Consider the following 17,140-nt stretch of genomic DNA (forward strand, 5'->3'; position numbering starts at 1 on the left):
GCACGGAGTGCGGCACTACTTCTTGGCCGTCAGCACGTCGTCCACCGAGAGCGTCACCGACGCACCGATGGACTCCGGCAGGGTGAACGACTGCCCGGGGTGGTGGACGGCGTGCACCCGGTATTCGCCGTCCTTGGGGTCGGTCAGCACCATCACCCGCTGGTTCGTCCGGTCCACGATGACGTAGACCGGCACCCCGGCCGAGGCGTAAGCACCCGGCTTCTTCTTCAGGTCATTGCCGAGGTTCGAGGACGTCACCTCCAACACGAGCCGGAAGATTGCGGGATCGTAGGCCCCGTAGTCCAGGATCCGGTCATCGCAATCCGCGTCGGTGATCGCCAGATCCGGTTGCGCGTAGTCGAACGGTCCATCAGGCAGCCAGATGCCGATGTTCTGCCACACCTCGGTCTCGCCGCCGTCGAGCCCCGCGCGGTTGAACGCGCGATCGAAGCGCCTCACCGATCGGTCATGCCTCATATTCGGGGTGGGCGTCACGGTGATTTCGCTCCCGATGATCTCGACCCGGTAGCCGGGGAGCTGCTCGGAGATCAGCTCGGCGGCTTCGAGCAGCGTCATCTGCTCGAAGGGCTCTTCCACTGCTGCGGCGGACATGGAATTCCTCCTGGCTGCCGATGTCGAGAGCATCATCGTAGAGCCCGGGCGTCCCCCGACGCCCGATCCTCCGCACTCACCCCATCGGGTGGTTTGGCCGCTACCGAGCCCGCAGTCGCAGGGCCGGCCGCTCCGGTTCGGCCGCCTCTTCCTGGCCCGCCCAGAGGGAGCGGACGTGGCTGAGGTGGCGGGTCATGCAGGCCTCCGCCGCGTCGGCGTCGCCGGCGATCATCAGGTCGAGCAGTTCCAGGTGTTCCTCCGCCGAGGAGACCAGCTCGCCGCGCTCGTCGAGCCGGGTGAGGCCGTACAGCCGGGAGCGCTTGCGCAGGTCGCCGACGACGTCGACGAGTCGGGCGTTGCCGGCCAGGCCGAGCAGGTCGAGGTGGAACTGCCGGTCGGCTTCCAGGTAGCCGATCAGGTCGTGCTTGCGGGCGGCGGCGACGATGGCCTCGGCCTGCGGGCGCAGCCGTTCCAGCTGGTCCTCGGTCGCGGTGCGGGTGACCCGGCCGATGGTCGGGACCTCGATCAGGGCGCGGATCTCGGTGTAGTCGTCGAGGTCGCGTTCGGTGAGCTCGGTGACCCGGAAGCCCTTGTTGCGGACGGCTTCGACCAGGCCTTCGCGGGCGAGGTCGAGCATGGCCTCGCGGACGGGGGTGGCGGAGACGCCGAAGTCGGCGGCGAGGGCGGGGGCCGAGTAGACGACGCCGGGGCGCAGTTCGCCGGAGATCAGGGCGGCCCGGAGTGCGTGGGCGACCTGGTCGCGAAGCCGCTCCTGGACGGAGATCAGGGTGCGGGGTTTGAGGTCGGCCATGGTGTTCCTCCGGGTGGGTGCAGAACACCAGCGTACAATGTCACGTTGCGTTGCGTGCGCAACCGTCCGTGATTCGAACGGTCCGTCAAGCCCGCCGACGCTCATGGTGGCAGCGCGCCGTCGGCCGTGACAACGGCCGACGGCACACGATCTGCCACGCCGGACGGGCTACGGGGTGACGGCGGCGCCGGTCACGCCGCCCGGAACTGCGCGACCAGCGCGGTCAGGCTCGCCGCGCCGTTCCCGGCCTCCACGCCCCGCCGGAACGTCTCCGCCAGCAGTGCCGGCAGCGCGCTGTCCACCCCTGAGGCCTCCGCGGTGTGCCGTACGTGTTCGATGCTGGCGAGCCCCATCGCGAGCCGGTCGACGTCCCCGCGGTGGTCCCCGGCGGTGATCCGCGGCGCGTAGAACGCCTGGAAGCCGGGCAGCGAGGCGGCCGTCGAGCTGAGGTACGGCAGGAAGTCCTCGGCGGAGATGCCGTTGGCCTCGGCGATCGCCGTGGCGTGCAGGTAGCCGACCAGGGAGGTCCAGAAGAGGTCCATCTGGATCTGGTAGTACAGCTGGGCCAGCCCGGGGTCGTCGCCCCGGTAGTCGGCGCCGGTGAGCACTTCGAGCGCGGCCCGGTGCCGCTGGAACAGGTCGACCGGCCCGCTGTAGAAGGTGGAGGACTCGGGGCTGCCGATGCCGGACGGCGGCACCTGCACCCCGCCGGTCAGGTGTCCGGCGCCGTGTCCGGCGAGCCGGCGGGCGGCTTCGCGGGCCCGCTCGGGGGTGTCGGAGCTGAGGTTGACGACGGCCCTGCCCTTCAGCACCGCCGGGTCCAGCGGGTCCAGCACGGCGAACACCGCGTCGTAGTCGGTGAGGCTGAGGACGACCAGCTCGTTCGCGGCCACCGCCGCCTCCGCGCTCGGCGCGGACCGCGCGCCGCGGGCCACGAGTTCGGCGGCCCGCTCGGCGGTGCGGTTCCACACCGTGACGGCGTACCCGGCGTCCAGGTACGCCCCGGCCATGGCCTGTCCCATCGGGCCGAGCCCGATCACCGTCACCGATCGCTCCGACCGCTCCTGCCGGCCCTGCTGCTCCTGCCGCTTCTGCTCGACGGACATACGGATTCCCCTCCGCTAGAACGAACGCTCTATCCAGAACAACGGGGCTGACGCTAACACAGCTCTGGAACGAACGCTCTATTCAATTCATCGGCTAGGATCGCGCCGTGAAGACGCCCGAGAGGACCGAGACGCCCGAGAAGACCACCCCCGTCGGCACCCGCGAGCGGATCGTCCGGGCCACCTCCCGGCTGCTGCAGCGCCAGGGGTACGAGGGCACCGGGATCAAGCAGATCTCCCGCGAGGCCGAGGCCACCCTCGGTTCCGTCTACCACTTCTTCCCGGGCGGGAAGCAGGAGCTGGCCGCCGAGGCGATCCGGCACGGGGACGAGGAGTTCGCCGTCCTGCTGCGCGCCGGGCTGGGCTCCTCGGCGGACATCGGCGAGGCGGTCGTCACCTGCACCGGGATGCTCGCCCGGGAGCTGCGCGCCTCCGACTGGCAGGACGGCTGCCCGATCAGCAGCACCGCCCTGGAGACGGTCGGCCGCGCGCCGGCGATCGAGCAGGCGGTGGCCGCGGCCTTCGCCAACTGGCGGGCCATCGTGACGGAACACCTGGTCGCGGCGGGCATCGGCGCGGAGGACGCCCGCGAACTGGCCGGTACGGTCGTCAGCACCCTGGAGGGCGCCGAGCTCGCCGCCCAGATCGCCCGCAGCGAGGAGCCCCTGCTGGTCACCGGCAAGCACCTGGCCCGGCTGCTCGCGACCTACCGCTGACCGCACCCGAGGACGCGAAGGAGCCGGCCCGGTGGGGGATCCCTTCCCACCGGGCCGGCTCCGGCCTCACGACTCCCGAACACCGTCAGGAGCAACCGCCTTGGGCATCGAGATCGCCCTGTACGACGGCCGACCGGACAGGGCCCGGACCACCGGCCCGCTGCACCTCTCGATCGACCACGGCGACGCGCTCGCCGACGCGCTCGCCGCGCACACCCGCCCGTCCGAGCACCGGCTCGGCCGGATCGACCCGTACCGCGACACCTACCTCAACGAGCAGGAGGCGGCGGCCGCCTTCGAGGAGGCCACCGCGCTGCTCGCCCGCTGCACCACCGAGGCGCAGCGGGCCGCGGTCCGGGACCTGCGCAACCTGCTCGCCAACTGTGCGGCCACACCCGGCAGTTGGCTCTGCTTCATCGGCGACTGAGCAGCCGGGCAGCACTGGGACACCGCCGCCCGCCGCCGCTACGACGACGGCTCTCCCGCCGCCCGGTACACCTCCGCCGCGACCGCCAGGTCCTCCCAGGCCATCCCGACGCTCTTGAAGAACCGCGGCCGCCCGGCCGGCACCAGCGCGTCGCCGCGCACCAGCTCGGCGAGGTTCCACAGTTGCCGTCCGGCCACGCCCGCCATCAGCAGGTCCCCGGCCTCCCGGGCCGCGACCGAGCGCGCCTCCACGTACAGCTCGGCGCGCCCGACCAGCGCCTCGTCGACCTCCCGCGCGTCCGGCTCGTGCGAGCCGACCGCCGCGACCGCCGCGTGCGCGGGCACCAGCGTGCCGTCGAACAGCGGCGTGCGCGCGGTGGTGCAGCAGACCACCAGGTCCGCCTCGGCGACCGCCTCCGGCCCGCCGACACCGGCCCTCAGGCCGAGCCGCCGCCCGTACGCGGCCAGGGCCGCGGCCCGCTCGGGGTGGCGCGCGACGACCGTGAGCCGGGTCAGCGGCCGTACGGTCAGCAGCGCGTCGAGGTGTCCGTACGCCTGCGGTCCGGAGCCGAACACCACCAGGTGTCCGGCTTCCGGCACCGCCAGCCGCCGCAGCGCCGCGGCGGTGACGGCCGGCGTGCGCAGCGCGGTGAGCGCGGCGCCGTCCAGGAGGGCGAGCGGTTGCAGGGTGGGGCCGTCCAGCAGCAGGTAGCTGCCGGTGATCCGGGGCAGCCCGTGCTCCGGGTTGGCGGGCGCGACTCCGGCGATCTTCACGCCGGCGTACGGCCCGGCGGCGGCCGGCATCATCAGCAGCTCACCGGCCGGCACCGGAACGGCGGACCGGGCGGGTGCCGCTTCGGGGTCGAACCCGTTCAGCAGCACCCGCTCGATCGCCCCCACCGCGTCGGCGGGCCCGACTCCGCCGGTGCCCGGGACGGCGTACTGGAGCGGCACAAGCGCCGTTCCGGGCCGTGCGGTTGGACTCTCGACGGGACTCACAGCAGGAATCCCGTCCCCAGGTCGTCGCCCGGTTCGAGCACGAAGCCGTGCTCGCCGGTGCGGAAGGCCGTCCCGCTGACCTCGGTGACGACGCCCGCGCCGAGGGGGTCGCCGCCGGGGAGCACCAGGCCGGTGAAGACCGTGCCGATGACCGACTCGTGCCGCAGCGGCTCCCCCGGGGCCAGCCGGCCCTCGGCGGCGAGCACCGCGAGCCGGGCGGAGGTGCCGGAGCCGCAGGGCGAGCGGTCGATCTGCCCGTCCGCGAAGACGGTGACGTTCCGCTGGTTCAACACGCCGTCTTCCGAGGGGAGTTCATCGTAGAGGATCACCCCGTACACGCCGGACAGCCGGGGGTCGGTGGGGTGCGCCACCGCCTCCTCCCCGGCCAGTGCCGCCCTGATCTCCCGCCCCAGGGCGGTGAGTTCGGGCAGCTGCGCCGCTTCCACCGCCAGCCCCAGGGCGGCGGCCGGGACGGAGGCGTAGCAGGCGCCGGAGTGCGCCACCGCGACCTCCACCGTGCCGCGCGAGGTCCGCACCGGGAGCTTCAGCGCGCTCACCCGGGTGGGCACGTTGCGGAAGGTCACTCCGGTGGTGCGCCCGCCGGTGCGGTGCACCAGCGCGGTGACCCGGCCGGAGGGCACGTCGATCCGCACCCGGGCCACGCCGTCCGCGGGGGCCGCGACCAGCCCGGAGTCGACGGCCCACGCGCCGAGCGCGATGGTGCCGTGCCCGCAGGCGGTCGAGTAGCCGTCCTTGTGCCAGAACAGCACGCCCAGGTGCGCCTCGTCGTCGTCCGGCGGCACCAGGAAGCCGCCGTACATCCCGGCGTGTCCGCGCGGTTCGCGGGTGAGCAGCCGCCGGACGTCGTCCAGGGCGCCGGGCCGCGGGGCGGTGGCGGTGCCGCCCGCGCCGAGGGCGATGGCCCGCCGTTCGGCGACGGTGTCGCCGGGGATCACCGGTGCGCCATCCAGCACGATCCGGAACGGCTCTCCGGCGGTGTGGTAGTCGACGGTGCGGACGTACATCAGGCACCCCCGCCCGGCAGCACGCTGACCGTCCGGCTGACGGTGTAGAAGTCCAGGGCGGCCTGGCCCTGTTCGCGCTCGCCGTGGCTCGCGCCCTTGGCCCCGCCGAAGGGCAGGTGGAAGTCGACGCCGCTGGAGGGGGCGTTGACCCGGATCATGCCCGCGTCCAGCCGGTCGGCGGCGGCCAGCGCCACGTCGAGGCTGCGGGTGTGCACCGAGGTGGAGAGGCTGTGCGGGGTGTCGTTGGCGAGCGCGATCGCCTCGTCCAGGTCGGCCGCGGCGTGCAGGACGGCGACCGGGCCGAAGAACTCCTCGCGGGCCAGCGGGTGTTCGGCCGGCACGTCGGCGAGCAGGGTCGGCTCGACGTACCAGCCGGCCCGCTCGGGCACCCGGCCGCCGGTGAGCAGGTTCGCCCCGGCCTCGACCGCCGAGTCCACCGCCCCGGTCAGCCGGTCCCGGGCACCGGAGTCGACCACCGGCCCGCACACCGAGTCGTCGACCGCCGCCAGCGCCTTGACCAGGGCCTCGCGCAGCGGCTCGTACGCGGCGCCGACCGCGATCACCCGGCTGGTGGCGGTGCACTTCTGCCCGGCGTACCCGGCGATGGCCGCCGCGATGTGCCCGGCGGCCTGCGCGATGTCGGCGTCGGGCAGCACCAACGCGGCGTTCAGGCCGCCGAGTTCGGCCTGGACCGGGACCCCGCGCTCGGTCGCGGCGCGCACCACGGCCCGGCCGACGCCGGTCGAGCCGGTGAAGGAGACCACGTCCGCCGCGTCGACCAGTGCCGCGCCCTCCTCGGCACCACCGGGCAGCACCGTGAGCACGTCCGCGGGCAAGCCGGCCGCGAGGGTCAGCTCCGCCAGCCGCAGCGCGCAGGCCGTCGCCTCGGGCGCGGGCTTGAGCACCGCCGTGTTGCCGACCGCCAGCGCCGGGGCGGCCTTCCAACTCGGGATCGCCAGCGGGAAGTTCCACGGCGCGATCAGCCCGGCCACCCCGTACGGGCGGCGCCGGGTGAGCAGCAGCCCGGGCCCGGCGGCGGTCTCGTGCACCGCACCGGAGGGGGTGTACGGCGCCTGCGCGTAGTAGCGCCAGATCGCCGCGGTCCGGGCGACCTCGCCGCGCGCCTCCGCGAGCGGCTTGCCGACCTCGCGGACGATCAGCGCGGCCAGCTCCTCCGCGTGCGCCTCGACCGCGTCGGCGACCCGGCCGAGCGCGGCCGACCGGACGCCGGCCCCGGCCGCCAGCCAGTCGGCCTGCGCCGTCCGGGCCCGTCCGACGGCGGCCCGGACGGCCTCGGCGCCGGGCTCCTCGACCGCGATCACGAGGTCGTCCGGGTCGGCGGGGTTGTACGAGGTGATGGTCACGACTGGCAGCCCTTCGGGGGAGGTTCGGAGCGGGAGGCCCACCGCGGGAGAGGCGGGAGCCGGCCGGGTGGGTCGGGCTCTGCTGACAACAGGAAGCCCGCCGGTTCGGAGCAGGGTCCGCTGACAACAGGCTCCGCCTACAGCAGGCTCTGCTTACAACAGGAAGCCCGCCGGGAACGGGTCGCTCGGGTCGAGGAAGTACTGGGCGGTGCCGGTGACCCAGGCCCGCCCGGTGACGGTGGGCACGACCGCGGGCCGCCCGGCCACCTCGGTCCCCTCGACCAGCCGCCCGGTGAAGGTCGTGCCGATGAAGGAGTCGTTGCGGAAGTCCTGCCCGAGCGGCAGCTCCCCTCGGGCGTGCAGCTGCGCCATCCGCGCGGAGGTGCCGGTGCCGCAGGGCGAGCGGTCGAACCAGCCGGGGTGGATGGCCATCGCGTGCCGGGAGTGCTCCGCGGTGGAGCCGGGGGCGAGCAACTGGACGTGGTGGCAGCTGTGGATGGACGGGTCCTCGGGGTGCACCGGCCGGTCGGGGCTCGCGTTGATGGCGTCCATCATCGCGAGTCCGGCGTCGAGGATCTCCTGCTTGCGCTCGCGTTCGAAGGGCAGGCCGAACTCGGCGAGCGGCAGGATGGCGTAGAAGTTGCCGCCGTACGCGAGGTCGTAGGTCACCGTGCCGTAGCCGGGCACCTCGATCTTGTTGTCCAGGGCGACCGAGTAGGAGGGCACGTTGCGGATGGTCACCGCCTTGGCCGCGCCGTCCTCGACCCGCACCTCGGCGACGACCAGCCCGGCCGGGGTGTCCAGCCGTACGGTGGTGACCGGCTCGACCACCGGCACCATCCCGGTCTCGACCAGGACGGTGGCGACCCCGATGGTGCCGTGCCCGCACATCGGCAGCAGTCCGGAGACCTCGATGTAGAGCACGCCGAAGTCGGCGTCCGGCCGGGTGGGCGGCTGCAGGATGGCGCCGCTCATCGCCGCGTGGCCGCGGGGCTCGTACATCAGCAGGGTGCGGAAGTGGTCCAGGTGCTGCTGGAAGTGCACCCGGCGCTCGGCCATGGTGGCGCCGGGGATGACGCCGAAGCCGCCGGTGATCACCCGGGTCGGCATGCCCTCGGTGTGCGAGTCGACGGCGTGGAACACGTGACGGCTGCGCATGGGTCACAACTCCCGTACAGGTCGGTTTGGTTGGTGGGGCCGGGCCGGCTGCCCCCGCAGCCGGCCAGGAGGGGGCACGACCAGGGCCTAGGCGAGGCCCTCGGCCAGCGCCTTCTCGGTGGCCGCGCGGACGGCCGCCTCGACCTCCGGGGTGAGCGGCTGGCGCGGCGCCCGGACCGGACCGCCGGGGCGCCCGGCGATGTCCATGGAGAGCTTGATGGCCTGGACGAACTCGGTCTTGGAGTCCCAGCGGAGCAGCGGGTGCAGCGCCTTGTACAGCGGCAGCGCGGTCTCCAGCTCGTGCTTGACGGCGGCGTCGTAGAGCGCCACCGAGGCCTCCGGCAGGGCGTTCGGGTAGCCGGCGATCCAGCCGACCGCGCCCGCCAGCGCGAGCTCCAGCAGCACGTCGTCGGCGCCGATCAGCAGGTCCAGCCCGGGGGCCAGCTCGGCGATCTCGTACGCCCGGCGGACGTCCCCGCTGAACTCCTTGACCGCGACGATCGAGCCCTCGCCGTGCAGCTCGGCGAGCAGCGTGGGGACGAGGTCCACCTTGGTGTCGATCGGGTTGTTGTACGCGACGACCGGCAGGCCCGCCTTGGCCACCTCGGCGTAGTGCGCGCGCACCGAGGCGTGGTCGGCCCGGTAGGCGTTCGGCGGCAGCAGCAGGACGGAGCCGGCGCCGGCCTCGGCGGCCTGCTCGGCCCACCGGCGGGACTCGGCGCTGCCGTACGCGGCGACGCCGGGCATGACCCGGGCGCCGTCCCCGGCCGCCTCGACCGCCACCTCGACGACCCGGGTGCGCTCCTCGGCGGTGAGCGTCTGGTACTCGCCCAGCGAGCCGTTGGGGACGACGCCCTCGCAGCCGGAGTCGATCAGCCAGCGGACGTGCTCGGCGTAGGCGTCGTAGTCGACGGAGTGGTCCGGGCGCAGCGGGATCGTTGTGGCGACCATGATGCCGCGCCAGGGACGGGTGGTGTCGTGCGGGGTGATGGACACGGTGAACTCCTTGGTGAGGTGTGACATTTTATAAGTGGGAACGGGCCGGAGACAAGGTCCCCGGCCCGTCCGTTCGACGACGGGCCGGCTACGAGGCCGGGGACTCCGGGGAGGGCCCCGCCGCCAGTTGCGAGAGCGGCACCGGGCAGCCCAGCGGCCGCCGGTCCGGTCCCGGACCGCCCGACGCCGACCCCGGGGCCGATCCGGCCAGGCAGGCCACGGCCGGACCGCACATCCGCCCCTGGCACCAGCCCATCCCGGCCCGGGTGAGCAGCTTGACGGTGCGCGGGTCGCCCGCGCCCAGGTCGTCCACGGCCTCCCGGATCGCCGCGACCGGTACTTCCTCGCATCGGCAGACGTCGGTGTCCGGGCGCAGCCACCCGGTCCAGCCGGGGCCCGGCCGGTGCGCGGCGGCCATCAGCTCGGCGAAGGCCCGCAGCCGTGAGCGGCGGCGCAGCGTTCCCGCCTCCGGCAGCGCCCCGGCCACGGCGTACGCGGCCAGCTCGCCCTCGGCGAGCGCGAGGTCTGCGCCGCCGACGCCGTTGGTCTCCCCCGCCGACCAGAGGCCGGGCACGCTGGTGCGCAGCCGGGCGTCGACCGCCAGCGCGACCGCGCCGTCCGGCCCGGTCCGGGTCCGCGCGCCCAGCTCGGTGGCCAGGTCGATCTGCGGCAGCAGGCCGTGGCCGACCGCGAGGGCGTCGCAGTCGATCCGCCGCTCGGTGCCGGGCAGCGGCCGCCACCGCGCGTCCAGCCGGGCGACGGTGACGCCGGTGACCCGGTCCGTCCCGTGCGCCTCGACCACGGCGCTGCGCGGCCGCAGCCGTACGCCGTGCCGCAGCAGCGCGCCACCGTGCCCGGCGCCCTCGACCAGCTTGCCGGGGACGCCCGCCAGCACGCCGGGGCGCCGCGCGTACCCGAGGTAGGCGGTGGCCTCGACCACCGCGGGCACCTCGGCGCCCGCGGTGACCAGCGAGGAGGCCGCCGCGAGCAGCAGCGGCCCGCTCCCGGCCACCACGATCCGCCGTCCGGGCAGCACCAGCCCGGCCTTGAGCATCGCCTGGGCACCGCCCGCGGTGACCACCCCGGGCAGGGTCCAGCCGGGGAACGGCAGCTGCCGCTCGTACGCGCCGGTGGCGAGCAGCACCGACCGGGACCGGACGGTGGCCCGGTCGGTGCTCTCCGGCCCGCGGGTGACGTGCGCCGCGAAGCCGTCCCCGGTGCGCTCCAGCGCCCAGACCTGGTGGCCGCCCCGGAAGGCGGCCCGCCCGGCCCGCTCGTGGGCGGCGAGCCGGTCGGCCAGCCCGGTGTAGGCGGACCAGTGGTGGTGCAGCCGGTCCGGACGGGCGGCGCCGAGCCCGGGGGCCGGGTGGCGGTAGTACTGCCCGCCGGTGCCCTGCCCGCCGTCCAGCAGGACGCAGCGCAGCCCGAGGTCGGCGGCGGTGACGGCGGCGGCGAGCCCGGCCGGGCCGGCCCCGATCACCGCGAGGTCGAAGAGCGGGTCGAAGAGCGGGTCGGCGAGGGGGCCGGAAGACGCGTCGGCGGGCGGCCCGAACGACGAGGGGTCAGACGGCGAGGTCGGCACGGCCGTGGCCCTCCTGGGTGGTGACGGTGGTGCCGGGCTCGGCGGGGAGCAGGCAGGTGCGCTGGTTGGGCCGGCCGTCCACGGTGGCCAGGCAGTCGAAGCAGCTGCCGATGCCGCAGAACGCCCCGCGCGGCTTGCCGCCGACCCGGGTGGTGCGCCAGGCGAGCACGCCGTCGGCCCAGAGCGCGGCGGCGATCGTCTGCCCGGGCAGCGCGGGGACGGGTCGCCCGTCGAACTCGATGTGGTGGGCGGGCCCGGGCTCGGCCTCGACCAGCCCGGCGGGGGTGCGGCGGCGCATCGGCGGCGTCTCCAATCCAGGACGGAATCTCGTGCGGAAGGCATCTCGTACGGAACGGCGGGCGGAACAACGGAGGGCACAGCGGCGGAGGGCCGCTCAGGCGGTTCCGACGACCGGGAACCGGTCCGCACGGAACGGCCCGAGGTCCAGCTCCGGCTGCTTGCCGGTGAGCTGCTCGGCGATCAGCAGCCCGGTCGCCGGGGCCAGCCCGATCCCGGCCCCCTCGTGCCCGCAGGCGTGGTGGAGCCCGGGCACCCGGGGGTCCGCGCCGATGGCCGGCAGGTGGTCCGGCAGGTACGGGCGGAAGCCCCGGTAGGCGCGCAGCACGGTGACGTCGGCGAGCACCGGGAAGAGCTCGGCGGCCTGGCCGGCCAGCCGGCGCAGCACCTCCTGGGAGAGCGTGCGGTCGAAGCCGACCCGCTCCCGGCTGGCGCCGATCAGCACCGGCCCGCCCGGGGTGCCCTCGATCACGGCGGAGGTCTCCAGGCCGGCGGAGCCGCTGGCCACGTTGGCCACGTAGTCGGCGGCGTACACCTTGTGCCGGACGACCCGCGGCAGCGGCTCGGTGACGAGGACGAAGCCGCGCCGGGGCATCACCGGCAGGTGCACCCCGGCCAGCGCGGCCAGTTCGCCGCCCCAGGTGCCGGCCGCGTTCACCACGGCGGGAGCGGCCAGCCGGCGGCGGTCGGTCCGCACGCCGCGCACGGCGCCGTCCGGCCCCAGGTCGACCGCCGTCACGGTCTCGCCGGTGATCAGCTCGGCGCCCATCCGGCGGGCCGCGCGCAGCAGGTGCGCGGCGGCCAGGGCGGGCTGAACCTGGGCGTCCTGGGGGTAGTGGAAGCCGCCGGCCAGCCCGGGGGCGAGGTGCGGCTCCAGCTCGCGCAGCCGCTCGCCGGGCACCTCCTCGGCGATCACGCCGACGGCGCGCTGCCCGGCGGCGAAGGCCCGCAGAGCCTCGTGCCCGGCGGCGGTGGAGGCGACCACCACCCCGCCCTTGGGCTCGTACTCGACGGCCTCGCCGAGGTCCTCGGCGAGTTCGCGCCAGAGCCGGGTGCTGAGCAGGGCGAGGTCGAGCTCGGGCCCGGGCTCCTTGTCGGAGACCAGCAGGTTGCCCTCGCCCGCGCCGGTGGTGCCGCCGGCCACCGGCCCGCGGTCCACGACGGCGACGGCGAGCCCGGCGCGGGCGGCGTAGTAGGCGCAGGCGGCACCGACCACTCCGGCGCCGACCACGACGACATCCAGGGGAGGTCTCTCGGTCTTCAGCACGTCAGTAATATGTCACATGCCATCCACCCTGCCAAGACCACCCGCCCGAAACCCGGAAACGCCCCCGACCAGCGGAAAGCCCCGGCCCACCGCTCGAAGCGACGGACCGGGGCTCCCTCAGGGCCCACCGGCTCAGGTGATGTCGTCCAGCTGCTCGTGGCGCGCCGCCGGCACCGGGGCGCTACTGGCCGCCGGGGCCGCCGAGGCCTGGACGGTCTCCGCACCGGCCACCGGCTGGACGGACAGGTCCAGGTGCGAGGCCTCCTCGTCGTCCAGCCCCGCGTCCGGGTTGCGGCGCGCCTTGCGCTTGTCGTTGAAGAGCGCGATCGCCACGGCGACGAAGTACAGCGCCCAGATCGGCGCCGACAGCAGCAGCATGCTGACCGGGTCGGCGCCCGGGGTGGCGAACGCGGCGAACACCGTGATGGCCATGACCATCCCGCGCCACCAGCTGAGCAGCCGCTTGCCGGTCACGATGCCGACCAGGTTGAGCATCACCAGCAGCAGCGGGAACTCGAAGGCCAGGCCGAAGACCAGCACCATCCGGGTGGCGATGTCGAAGTAGTCCTCGGGCGGCAGGATCGGCGTGGTGTCGTTCGGGGTGAACGAGATCAGCATCTCGACCATGGTCGGCATCACCATGATCGCGCAGCCGACACCCGCCAGGAACAGCGGGGCGCCGCAGACCATGAAGAGGACCGCGTACTTCTTCTCGTTCCGGTGCAGACCGGGCGCCACGAAGGCCCACACCTGGTACAGCCAGACCGGGACGGCCGCGACCACACCCGCCGTCAGCGCGACCTTCAGCATCCAGTTGAAGCCCGCGGTGAGCCCGATGTTGGACACCTGGGCGCAGCGCCCGTGGTACTCGCCCGCGTTCTGCTTGTCGCACTGCGGCAGCGGCTGGAGCAGGAAGTGCTCAATCTGCTTGTGGTAGATCGCCGCGATGACCGCGAACAGCACGATCGCCAGGACCGACTTGACCACGCGGTTGCGCAGTTCCCGCAGGTGGTCGGCGAGGGCCATCCGCCCCTCAGGATCCTTTGACGCCTTCGGCGCCTTGGAGAGCTTGCTCAACCCCGGTCCTCAACTCGTGCGTCGAGGCCCGCCGGTCGGCGGGCCTCCGTGGTCGCGTACGTCACGTGCGCCGTGCTCAGCGCGGGCGGTCGCCGTCGGACGCGGTCGTCCCGGCGGCGGGCTCCGCCACCGGACGGGCCGTGGCCGAGGCTCCCGGAGCGGCCTGGACCGTCTTGACCTGGTCGCCCGCCACCGGCGGCGCGGCGGCCTGCGCCGCTTCCCCGGACTTCCCGTCCGAACGCATCGCCTTGGCCTCGCTCTTCAGGATCCGCAGCGACTGCCCCAGCGACCGCGCCACCTCCGGCAGCCGCTTGGCTCCGAACAGCACGATGGCGAGTACCACGATCACCACGATCCCGGTCATCGAGATGCGCATGCGCGACCACCTTCAGTCATGGCGGCCCGACGGGCCGTCCGCTGCGGATGGTAACCGCTGCGGATGACGCCACGACGACGGCCGCCCGAACAGGACAGCGGCCCCCGCTACACGGTTCTCAGGAGCCATCTGAGAGCGTAACCCGCCCCTACCTCCCCGCAGCAGCCCCCGTACCGGGAACGGCTTCGCCGTGCTACGGCGGCCGGCGCTACGCCCGGCCCGGCATCGCGTCCGCGAGGTCCTCCGCGGCCGAGGCCAGCGCCCGCGCCGCCGTGTCCACGCCCTTGGCCAGCGCCCGCACGTCCAGCCAGAGCCGGATCGCGAGGACCCCCAGGACCAGCAGGCCCGCGGTGGCGAGCAGGACGGCGGCGACGAGCATCCAGGACATGCGCCCCACCCTATACGGGCTCGGCGCCCGTCCCTCGGATCAGCCGAGGCCCGCCCCGCCCCACAGGACGAGGCGCTACCCCTCGGCCGGGACGAGCCGCATGGTGCGCACCCCCGCCCCGGTGAGCGCCTCGACGATCTTCTCCCCGGCCTGCTTGCGCACCGCCGCCCCGCACAGCGGGCAGCCGAAGCTGTAGTGCGCCTGGGCCGGGGTGCGACCGAGGGTCAGCCGGAACTCCTCGGCCGGGAGCTCCACCTTCTCCCGGCACTCCGAGCAGTACACCTTGAATCTGGTCCCGGGTTCCACCGCTCAGACCTGCCCCTCCCCGTAGGCGGCCAGCGCCTCCCGCGCGGCCGAGCGCGCCTGCTCGGCCAGTTCGGGCGGCGAGACGATCCGGCCGTCCCGGCCCAGCCGCAGCGCCAGCGGGCGCAGCTGGGAGGGGTCGGCGCTGCGCAGGGTGATCCGCAGCCCGCCGTCGGGCAGTTCCTCGGCCCGGTCGTGGGTGTAGTACTCGGCCACCCAGCGCCCGCCGGAGGAGACCTCGACGACCACCTCGGGGTCGTCCGCCGCCGGGTTGACCAGCCCGCCGCTGAGGTCGCGGGGCTCGCGCCGGGGCGGGTCGGCGGGGACGTCCAGCACGCGGATCTCGGCGACCCGGTCCAGCCGGAACATCCGGTGGTCCTCGGAGGTGCGGCACCAGGCCTCGAGGTAGGTGTGGCCCTCGGTGAGCAGCCGGATCGGGTCGACCTCGCGCTCGGTCATCCCGCCGCGCCCGTGCGAGTAGTAGCGCAGCCAGAGCCGGCGGCCCTCGCTGAGCGCGCGGTCGATGTCGGCGAACACGTGGCTCTCCGCCTCGAAGGTGACGCCGACCCGGGCGCTGCCCTCGGCGCTCTCCCCCGCGGCGTTCTCGATCTTGGCGACGGCCCGGGTGAGGGCCTCCCGGTCCCCGGCCCGCAGTCCGGGCAGCCCGGCCACCGCGCGGGCGGCCACCAGCAGCGCGGTCGCCTCGTCGGAGGCCAGCCGCAGCGGCTGGGCCACGTCGTCGACGTTGTGCCACCAGATCCGCTCGCCGTCGGTGTCGATGTCGAGCAGGTCACCGCCGCGGAAGCTGGTGCCGCACATCGGCAGCACGTTGAGGTCGCCGATCAGCTCGCGCTCGCTGATCCCGAAGGCCCTGGCCACCTCGGCGACCTCGGCCCCGGGCCGCTCGCGCAGGTAGGTGACCAGCGACAGCATCCGCCTGGTCTGGTCGATCGCATTACTCACGCCCGCACACCTTCCACGTCCAGCCCAGCGACCGCCCGCAGCCGGTCGACCACATCCGCCCGCAGCTCCTCCGGCCCGAGCACCAGCACGTCCGGCCCGAACTCCGCCAGGTCGGCGCCCAGCCCGTTGCCGTACGGGATCTCCAGCTCGTCCCAGACCTCGTCCACCCGGGTGGTGTTCAGCGCCTTGGTGCGCAGCGGGAAGCCGGCGCCCCGGCGGACCCGCACGGTCGCGGTGGCGGTGGCGCCCTCCCCCGCGAACTTCGCCACGGTGGCCCGGACGTCCACGTGCTCGGGGACGGTGCCGAGGAAGGCCCCGTTCTTGGCGCGCACCTTGCCGGTGATCCGGCTGAGCCGGAACACCCGGGCGTCGCCGCGGTCGCGGTCGTACCCGGCCAGGTACCAGTGCCCGCGCCAGCACTCCAGCGCCCACGGCTCGACGCTGCGCTGCTCGACGGCGGCGGCGCCGGCCTTGCGGTACTCGAAGGTGACCGGCCGGCGGTCCCGGGCGGCGGTGAGCAGCGGCTCGAACGCGGCCTCCCGGGCGGGGATGCGCGGCTCCAGGGCGGTGCGGCCCTCGGTCTCGGCGAACGGCACCCCGGCCGCGCGCAGCTTCTGCAGCGCGCCGCTGGCCGCGCCGGACATCTTGGCCTGCTGCCAGACCCGGGCGGCCAGGGTCAGCGCGGCCGCCTCCTCGGCGTCCAGCGCGATCTCGGGCAGCCGGTTGCGGTCGGCCCGGGCCAGGTAGCCGAGCTCGCCGTCCAGGGCGCTCTCGTCGACGTCGATCACCAGGCCGAGCTCGCGCAGGTCGTCCTTGTCCCGCTCGAACATCCGGTTGAAGGCGTCCTCGCTGGCGCCCTGCCAGGCCTCGCGGTACGCCTCGATGGATTCCCGCAGCTCCTTCTTGGAGAGCGGACGTCTGGTGTTCATCAGGCACAGGGCGAGATTCATCAGCCGCTCTGCCTTGGCGATCGCCATCGCTGACCCTTCCGGTGTGCCGCGCCGTGCGCGGGGTGCGCCAACCGGGCGATCACCACCCGGCGGGACCGACCGTACCGGTAGCGGTACGCACTGCAAAAGCGGCCTCCCGCACCCCGTCCCCGCGCGGTGCCGTCCCGGCCCGGGCAAGCCCGTGGACCGGGCCCGGACAAGCCCGTGGGCCGGGCCCCCGGAGGGGTCCGGCCCACGGTGCGAGCAGGCTCAGACGGCCAGCAGGTCGACCACGAAGATCAGGGTCGAGCCGGCCGGGATGGCCGGGGTCGGCGACTGGTTGCCGTACGCCAGGTGCGCCGGGATGGTCAGCTCGCGGCGGCCACCGACCTTCATGCCGACGACGCCCTGGTCCCAGCCCTTGATGACCCGGCCGCCGCCCAGCGGGAAGCGGAACTCGTTCGGGCTCCGGTTCCAGCTGGCGTCGAACTCCTCGCCGGTCTCGAAGGTCACGCCGACGTAGCGGACGCTGACGTTCTGGCCCTTCTTGGCCTCCGCGCCGTCGCCGACGACGATGTCGCGGATCTGCAGCTCCGCCGGGGCGTCCCCGATCGGGAAGTCGATCTCGGGCTTCTCGTTGAGGTTGACGCTCACAGTCCCTCTTCTCACGTTTCGCGTTGCATTCACGACCAAGCGGCGGGCGCCCGCACCCGGCCCACCCGCACGACGGTGCGGGCGGACCACG

General features: G+C 74.4%; 20 protein-coding genes. 2 read left to right on the forward strand and 18 right to left on the reverse strand.

What is annotated here, in order from left to right; genetic code table 11:
* Nucleotides 1–15 precede the first annotated feature (15 nt).
* The 3 genes from IE332_RS26300 to IE332_RS26310 form a co-directional block, all read right to left on the reverse strand.
* On the reverse strand, nt 16–612 hold the full coding sequence (locus IE332_RS26300) for a Uma2 family endonuclease (RefSeq protein ID WP_189920936.1): 597 nt from the start codon (nt 610–612) through the stop codon (nt 16–18).
* 100 nt (nt 613–712) lie between these two features.
* The gene (locus IE332_RS26305) at nt 713–1,423 is read right to left on the reverse strand and encodes a GntR family transcriptional regulator (protein WP_189920939.1); all 711 of its coding nucleotides are present in this window, start codon (nt 1,421–1,423) and stop codon (nt 713–715) included.
* A 191-nt stretch (nt 1,424–1,614) separates the two neighbouring features.
* Nucleotides 1,615–2,529, reverse strand: a complete 915-nt coding sequence (locus IE332_RS26310) for an NAD(P)-dependent oxidoreductase (RefSeq protein WP_189920941.1) — start codon at nt 2,527–2,529, stop codon at nt 1,615–1,617.
* Nucleotides 2,530–2,636: 107 nt separating this feature from the next.
* On the opposite strand from IE332_RS26310, the gene IE332_RS26315 reads away from it, so the two are divergent.
* Nucleotides 2,637–3,245: a TetR/AcrR family transcriptional regulator gene (locus IE332_RS26315; protein WP_189920943.1), complete on the forward strand. Its 609-nt coding sequence runs from the start codon at nt 2,637–2,639 to the stop codon at nt 3,243–3,245.
* Between the two features lie 100 nt (nt 3,246–3,345).
* Nucleotides 3,346–3,672 (forward strand): hypothetical protein, encoded by a 327-nt coding sequence (locus IE332_RS26320; protein WP_189920945.1) that lies wholly within the window; start codon nt 3,346–3,348, stop codon nt 3,670–3,672.
* A 38-nt stretch (nt 3,673–3,710) separates the two neighbouring features.
* Here the strand turns inward: IE332_RS26320 and IE332_RS26325 are convergent, their stop codons facing one another.
* The 15 genes from IE332_RS26325 to IE332_RS26395 all read right to left on the reverse strand — a co-directional run bounded on the left by IE332_RS26325 (nt 3,711) and on the right by IE332_RS26395 (nt 17,049).
* Nucleotides 3,711–4,625, reverse strand: a complete 915-nt coding sequence (locus tag IE332_RS26325; RefSeq protein WP_189920947.1) for an ornithine cyclodeaminase family protein — start codon at nt 4,623–4,625, stop codon at nt 3,711–3,713.
* A gap of 41 nt (nt 4,626–4,666) precedes the next feature.
* Nucleotides 4,667–5,695: a proline racemase family protein gene (locus tag IE332_RS26330; RefSeq protein WP_189920949.1), complete on the reverse strand. Its 1,029-nt coding sequence runs from the start codon at nt 5,693–5,695 to the stop codon at nt 4,667–4,669.
* Nucleotides 5,695–7,059, reverse strand: a complete 1,365-nt coding sequence (locus tag IE332_RS26335; protein WP_189920952.1) for an aldehyde dehydrogenase family protein — start codon at nt 7,057–7,059, stop codon at nt 5,695–5,697. Before IE332_RS26335 ends, IE332_RS26330 begins: the two co-directional genes overlap by 1 nt.
* Before the next feature lie 153 nt (nt 7,060–7,212).
* Nucleotides 7,213–8,217, reverse strand: a complete 1,005-nt coding sequence (locus IE332_RS26340) for a proline racemase family protein (RefSeq protein WP_189920954.1) — start codon at nt 8,215–8,217, stop codon at nt 7,213–7,215.
* Nucleotides 8,218–8,304: 87 nt separating this feature from the next.
* Entirely contained in the window at nt 8,305–9,240 is a 936-nt protein-coding gene (locus IE332_RS26345; protein ID WP_189920956.1) for a dihydrodipicolinate synthase family protein, read from the reverse strand.
* A 61-nt stretch (nt 9,241–9,301) separates the two neighbouring features.
* Nucleotides 9,302–10,795 carry an FAD/NAD(P)-dependent oxidoreductase gene (locus IE332_RS26350; RefSeq protein ID WP_189920958.1) on the reverse strand — a complete coding sequence of 498 codons (1,494 nt, stop codon included), beginning with the start codon at nt 10,793–10,795 and terminating at the stop codon, nt 9,302–9,304.
* Nucleotides 10,776–11,093: a (2Fe-2S)-binding protein gene (locus IE332_RS26355; RefSeq protein WP_189920960.1), complete on the reverse strand. Its 318-nt coding sequence runs from the start codon at nt 11,091–11,093 to the stop codon at nt 10,776–10,778. The genes IE332_RS26350 and IE332_RS26355 overlap by 20 nt, the downstream gene beginning before the upstream one ends.
* Before the next feature lie 96 nt (nt 11,094–11,189).
* Nucleotides 11,190–12,359: an NAD(P)/FAD-dependent oxidoreductase gene (locus tag IE332_RS26360; protein WP_229928917.1), complete on the reverse strand. Its 1,170-nt coding sequence runs from the start codon at nt 12,357–12,359 to the stop codon at nt 11,190–11,192.
* A 132-nt stretch (nt 12,360–12,491) separates the two neighbouring features.
* Nucleotides 12,492–13,385: a twin-arginine translocase subunit TatC gene (tatC, locus tag IE332_RS26365; protein ID WP_189920962.1), complete on the reverse strand. Its 894-nt coding sequence runs from the start codon at nt 13,383–13,385 to the stop codon at nt 12,492–12,494.
* A gap of 127 nt (nt 13,386–13,512) precedes the next feature.
* On the reverse strand, nt 13,513–13,812 hold the full coding sequence (tatA, locus tag IE332_RS26370) for a Sec-independent protein translocase subunit TatA (protein WP_189920964.1): 300 nt from the start codon (nt 13,810–13,812) through the stop codon (nt 13,513–13,515).
* A 208-nt stretch (nt 13,813–14,020) separates the two neighbouring features.
* Complete coding sequence (locus tag IE332_RS26375) at nt 14,021–14,200, reverse strand: hypothetical protein (RefSeq protein WP_229928918.1); 180 nt, start codon at nt 14,198–14,200, stop codon at nt 14,021–14,023.
* Between the two features lie 75 nt (nt 14,201–14,275).
* Nucleotides 14,276–14,506 (reverse strand): hypothetical protein, encoded by a 231-nt coding sequence (locus IE332_RS26380; RefSeq protein ID WP_189920968.1) that lies wholly within the window; start codon nt 14,504–14,506, stop codon nt 14,276–14,278.
* A gap of 3 nt (nt 14,507–14,509) precedes the next feature.
* Complete coding sequence (locus IE332_RS26385; RefSeq protein WP_189921098.1) at nt 14,510–15,436, reverse strand: helix-turn-helix transcriptional regulator; 927 nt, start codon at nt 15,434–15,436, stop codon at nt 14,510–14,512.
* Nucleotides 15,437–15,462: 26 nt separating this feature from the next.
* Nucleotides 15,463–16,443 carry a helix-turn-helix transcriptional regulator gene (locus IE332_RS26390; RefSeq protein ID WP_189920970.1) on the reverse strand — a complete coding sequence of 327 codons (981 nt, stop codon included), beginning with the start codon at nt 16,441–16,443 and terminating at the stop codon, nt 15,463–15,465.
* 222 nt (nt 16,444–16,665) lie between these two features.
* Nucleotides 16,666–17,049: an FKBP-type peptidyl-prolyl cis-trans isomerase gene (locus IE332_RS26395; RefSeq protein WP_189920972.1), complete on the reverse strand. Its 384-nt coding sequence runs from the start codon at nt 17,047–17,049 to the stop codon at nt 16,666–16,668.
* Between the last annotated feature and the right edge of the window lie 91 nt (nt 17,050–17,140).

Origin of the sequence: Kitasatospora xanthocidica (assembly GCF_014656195.1) — a bacterium.
GTDB lineage: Bacteria > Actinomycetota > Actinomycetes > Streptomycetales > Streptomycetaceae > Kitasatospora > Kitasatospora xanthocidica.